Raw genomic sequence first — 5,028 nt, 5'->3', positions numbered from 1 at the left:
GACTCAGTAGTTAAGTGACGATAGCCTAGGAGATACACCTGTACCCATGCCGAACACAGCAGTTAAGCCCTAGAACGCCTGAAGTAGTTGGGGGTTGCCCCCTGTTAGATACGGTAGTCGCTTAGCATATTCCGCCATAGCTCAGTTGGTAGAGCGCATGACTGTTAATCATGATGTCACAGGTTCGAGCCCTGTTGGCGGAGTAAAGAGAAATCTTTAGTATATGGTCCGTTGGTCAAGGGGTTAAGACACCGCCTTTTCACGGCGGTAACACGGGTTCGAATCCCGTACGGACTATATTGGGAGGCTGCTTAGGTCTCTTTTTTTTTTGTTTTTTGAGGTAAATGGGCTTTAATTGGCTCCTTTTCTTTTCTTGTTGCTTTGTCTATTCATTGTTTGTTGATATAATAGAGACATGAAAAGATTATGTGATGAATTATCGGTTTTGCCAGGGATTGGTCCAAAATCGGCTGAAAAATTTTTAAAAATTAACATTCAGAATATTAATGATTTGCTGACTTACTATCCATTTAGATATGAAGATTTTGAGAGTAAGTCTATTTATGATTTGCAGGATGGTGAGAAGGCAGTGGTAGTTGGGGAGGTGGTATCTCCAGCTAATGTACAGTATTATGGTTACAAAAGAAATAGACTCCGTTTTTCAATGAAACAGGGTGAGGTTGTCTTAGCAGTTTCGTTTTTTAATCAGCCTTATTTAGCAGATAAGATTGTTTTGGGGCAGGATATTGCAGTTTGGGGAAAGTGGGATAAGGCTAAGGCAAGTTTGACAGGAATGAAAGTTTTGGCTCAAGTATCAGATGAGCTGCAGCCTGTCTATCATGTGGCGCAAGGGATTTCGCAAGTAAATTTGGTTAAGGCAATTAAAACAGCTATTGATCAGGGATATTTGCATTTATTAGAAGAGAATTTACCATCAGTTTTACGAGAGCGCTATCGGTTAATGAATCGCCGAGAGGCGGTTTTTGCGATGCATTTTCCGACAAATTTAGAAGAGTATAGACAAGCTTTGCGACGTATGAAGTTTGAGGAATTATTTTATTTTCAATTACAGTTGCAAATGCTGAAAGCCAACAATCGTGATATTTCGAATGGTTTGAAGATTGCCTATGATGCTGATAGATTGGCTATGCAAATAAGACAATTGCCGTTTGTCTTAACGGATGCTCAGTCTGGGGCTTTGGCTGAAATACTATCAGATATGAAGTCCTATGGGCACATGAATCGTTTGTTACAAGGGGATGTTGGTTCAGGGAAGACAGTAGTTGCTGGATTGGCTATGTTTGCTGCTGTGACTGCGGGAATGCAGGCTGCAATTATGGTCCCGACAGAAATTTTGGCTGAGCAACACTTTGAGAGTTTGCGCCAGCTTTTTCCAGAACTTTCTATTGCTCTTTTGACAGGGGGAATGAAGGTTGCGGAGCGTCGTACTGCTTTAGAGGCGATTTCTAGTGGTCAGGTAGACATCATTGTAGGAACTCATGCTCTTATCCAGGAAAGTGTGACGTACCATAAGCTTGGTTTGGTTGTGACGGATGAGCAACATCGTTTTGGTGTTAAACAGCGCCGTCTGTTTCGTGAGAAGGGTGATAATCCGGATGTGCTCATGATGACTGCTACACCTATTCCTCGGACGTTAGCCATTACAGCTTTTGGAGATATGGATGTATCGATTATTAATCAGTTGCCTGCTGGTCGGAAGCCAATTATTACTCGCTGGGTCAAACATCAACAGCTGCCTACGGTCTTAGATTGGTTGGAGCGGGAGTTAGAAGTAGGTGCTCAGGTTTATTTTATCTCTCCGCTGATTGAAGAATCTGAGGCTCTGGATTTAAAGAATGCTGTAGATCTGCAATCTGATTTACAGGCGCATTTTGGAGAGCAAGTTACAGTGGATTTGTTACACGGTAAGATGAAAAATGACGAGAAAGATGCCATCATGCAGGCTTTTAAGGAGCGAAAAACGAATATTTTGGTTTCTACCACTGTTATTGAAGTCGGAGTCAATGTGCCCAATGCAACGGTGATGGTTATTATGGATGCAGATCGTTTTGGTTTAAGCCAATTACATCAGTTGAGAGGGCGTGTAGGACGTGGTCATAAGCAGTCTTATGCAGTGTTAGTTGCTAATCCTAAAACAGAGTCTGGTAAGGAACGCATGAAAATTATGACAGAGACGACAGATGGTTTTATTTTGGCTGAGGCGGATTTAAAAATGCGTGGGTCTGGAGAAATATTTGGAACTCGTCAATCAGGTTTGCCAGAATTTCAGGTTGCAAATATTATCGAGGACTATCCAATTTTAGAGGAAGCAAGGCGAGTTGCTAGTCAGATTGTTAGCGTGGAAAATTGGCAGGAGGACCCTAATTGGTCGATTTTACTTGCTAATTTGAAAGATCGAGAGGAATTGGATTAGTCATATAAAAAAGGCCAACACACATGTGCTGGTCTTTAGACATATTGTATAGTTCGTCAGCGATTAACCTTGGATGTAATCTGCCAAGCTTTGCTCTTCCAAGCCTGCATTGAGAGCGATAAGGAGTTTGAGTCGGGCTTTTTGAGCATTCAATTCTTTAACAAATAGAATACCGTCTTGTTCCAGTTGGATGCCACCTCCTTGGTAGGCATAGACAGGCTCAGCAATTCCGTTAAAACAGCGAGATACCAGAATAATGGGTATCTTTTGATCAAGGAGTTTCTTAATGGCTGGAAGGATGGTAGGCGGAAGATTTCCGGCGCCGAGTGCTTCAATGACTAAGCCGGAAATTGAGCTTGCAGTGAGAGAATCAAGGAGGATGGAGTCCATATCTGCATAAGCTTTTATGATTGGGACCGTTCCTGTGACTGTTGACAAGTCAAATCGAACACGTGGTTCAGCAGTTTTAAAATAGAGAATCTCTCGTTTGGTGACTAAGCCCAGTGGTCCATGGGTTGGTGTTTGAAAGGTTGAGACATTGGTGGTATGCGTTTTTGTAACATATTTAGCAGCATGAATTTCATCGTTCATGACCACTAGAACACCTTTATCTGCGGATTTATCATCAGCAGCTACACGTAGAGCTGTTCGGTAGTTATAAATCCCGTCGCTACCTAGTTCATTTGAGGAACGCATGGCTCCGGTCAATACAATTGGTTTTTCTGGAATAGCCATTGTATCAAGGAAATAGGCAGTTTCTTCTAAAGTATCTGTGCCATGTGTAATGACAAAACCATCGAAGTTCATTTGTTCTTCTTTGATTTTTTGGTATAGAGCCATCATGTGTTCTAAGCGAATGTGTGGACTTGGAACATTGAGAAAATCCAAGGATGTCACTTGAATTTCTTCTAGTGGGCTATCAATTTGGGTCATTGGATTGATTTTACTCGATGCAACTTCACCCTGATGATTGGCTTGCATAGAAATGGTTCCACCTGTATGCAATACTAGAATTTTTTTCATAAATTTTCAGTTTCTTTCAAAGTATGATATACTAATTGTAACATAATTCTTAGAAAGTAGGTGAGTTGGTTGACGATAAAGGCTGTATTTTTCGATATTGATGGTACCTTATTGACCGACAATCGTATGGTTAGTAGTTCAACTATTCTCGCCATTAATACTTTGAAAGAGAAGGGGATTTTAGTTGGTCTAGCTACAGGACGTGACCCTCGTTTTGTTTTGCAGTATATGGCTAGTTTAGGGCTAGATTTGGCCATTACTTATAATGGTCAATATATTTTTTCAAGAGAAGAAGTTATTTATAGTCAGAGTTTAGAGCCAAAGCAAATTGAACAAATTATGGAGTATGCGCAAACTCACCATAAGGATTTGTCTTTTGGAACTGCTAAAGGCATATTTGGTAGTAAGATTATGAGTGCTGGAACAGGAAATTTTGCATATCGTGTGACGCGTATGATTCCGGAGTCCTGGGCTGGAATCATAAACTTTATTTTCAATCGCTTGGTACGTTGGATTAGTCCTCAACAGGAAACGAATTTGAAAGGTTTTCTCTTTCAACCAATCTATCAGCTGATGTTGCTGACGACAGAAAGGGAGACGCAATCATTGGAGGTGCTCTTTCCGAACTTGTCTTTTACGCGTTCGAGTCCCTATGCGACTGATATTATCAGTAAGGGAAATTCAAAATTATCGGGTATTGTAAAGGTTGCAGAACGATATGGTTTTGAGTTAGATGAAGTTATGGTATTCGGAGATTCTAATAATGATTTTGAAATGTTGAATGAAATTCAGCACTCGGTAGCGATGGGAAATGGGACGAAAAAGGTTAAACAAGCAGCTTCCTTTGTTACAGATACAAATAATCGTGATGGGATTTATAAGGCATTAATTCATTTTGGTGTGATTGAGGGATAAGATGTTTCAGAGCAAGGACGATAATTTTAATAGGGTAAAGGATTTTCATTTTTTAATGGATGGTGAAACCCAAGAACTTCCCAGTGTGTATGATGGACAGACGGCTTTGCATCGCGCTGGTTTTAAAGTGGAGGAGTTGGTAGAATTTCTACATGCAGCTTCAGAATCTGAAGTTGAGTTTTATGATTTTATTCAACAACTTCATCAGGATTTAGATACTGCTGCTGTTAAGGTATCTGGCAAGAGAAGTTTCGGGGTTTCGATGCAGGATCAGGTAGATGCTTTGCTGGATATTCTTTATTTTACATATGGTTCGTTTGTTTTGATGGGGGTTGATCCAGAACCAATTTTTCAGATAGTCCATACTGCAAATATGGGGAAAACATTTCCGGATGGGAAGGCCCATTTTGATCCAATTACCCATAAAATTTTAAAACCTGATGATTGGGAAGAACGGTTTGCGCCGGAGGAAAAGATTCAGGAAGAGCTGAAAAGACAGATGAAAAGACTTGATTCGTAAATCAAGTCTTCAGAATGAAGACAAACATCTCGCTTGATGTTTGTCTTTTTCTGTTTATTGGTCTGATAGTCCGTCTTTTTGCCAGAATAGTGGCTATTTGGACAAAATAAAAAGGCTTCCCTGTCCTCATTTTTAC

At 40.5% G+C, this 5,028-nt stretch carries 2 protein-coding genes, 2 tRNA genes, 1 rRNA gene and 1 pseudogene; 5 read left to right on the top strand and 1 reads right to left on the bottom strand.

Going from position 1 to position 5,028, the window contains the following annotated elements; genetic code table 11:
• Positions 1-10 precede the first annotated feature (10 nt).
• From rrf to recG, 4 genes are all read left to right on the top strand, one after another.
• Positions 11-126, top strand: a 5S ribosomal RNA gene (gene rrf / locus ODU37_RS10495).
• Between the two features lie 4 nt (positions 127-130).
• Positions 131-203 (top strand) — tRNA-Asn (locus ODU37_RS10490).
• Between the two features lie 22 nt (positions 204-225).
• A tRNA-Glu gene (locus ODU37_RS10485) sits at positions 226-297 on the top strand.
• Positions 298-415: 118 nt separating this feature from the next.
• Complete coding sequence (recG, locus tag ODU37_RS10480; RefSeq protein WP_044759312.1) at positions 416-2,434, top strand: ATP-dependent DNA helicase RecG; 2,019 nt, start codon at positions 416-418, stop codon at positions 2,432-2,434.
• 63 nt (positions 2,435-2,497) lie between these two features.
• On the opposite strand, the gene ODU37_RS10475 is transcribed toward recG, so the two are convergent.
• Positions 2,498-3,457: an asparaginase gene (locus tag ODU37_RS10475; RefSeq protein ID WP_024407233.1), complete on the bottom strand. Its 960-nt coding sequence runs from the start codon at positions 3,455-3,457 to the stop codon at positions 2,498-2,500.
• 69 nt (positions 3,458-3,526) lie between these two features.
• On the opposite strand from ODU37_RS10475, the pseudogene ODU37_RS10470 reads away from it, so the two are divergent.
• Positions 3,527-4,892, top strand: a pseudogene (locus tag ODU37_RS10470) (Cof-type HAD-IIB family hydrolase).
• Positions 4,893-5,028 lie beyond the last annotated feature (136 nt).

The organism is Streptococcus sp. 2021WUSS109 (genome assembly GCF_044427305.1).
In the GTDB taxonomy this organism is placed as follows: Bacteria; Bacillota; Bacilli; order Lactobacillales; family Streptococcaceae; genus Streptococcus; species Streptococcus suis.
Note: the sequence above shows the minus strand (reverse complement) of the source record. Positions and strands in the feature narration are given on the sequence as shown.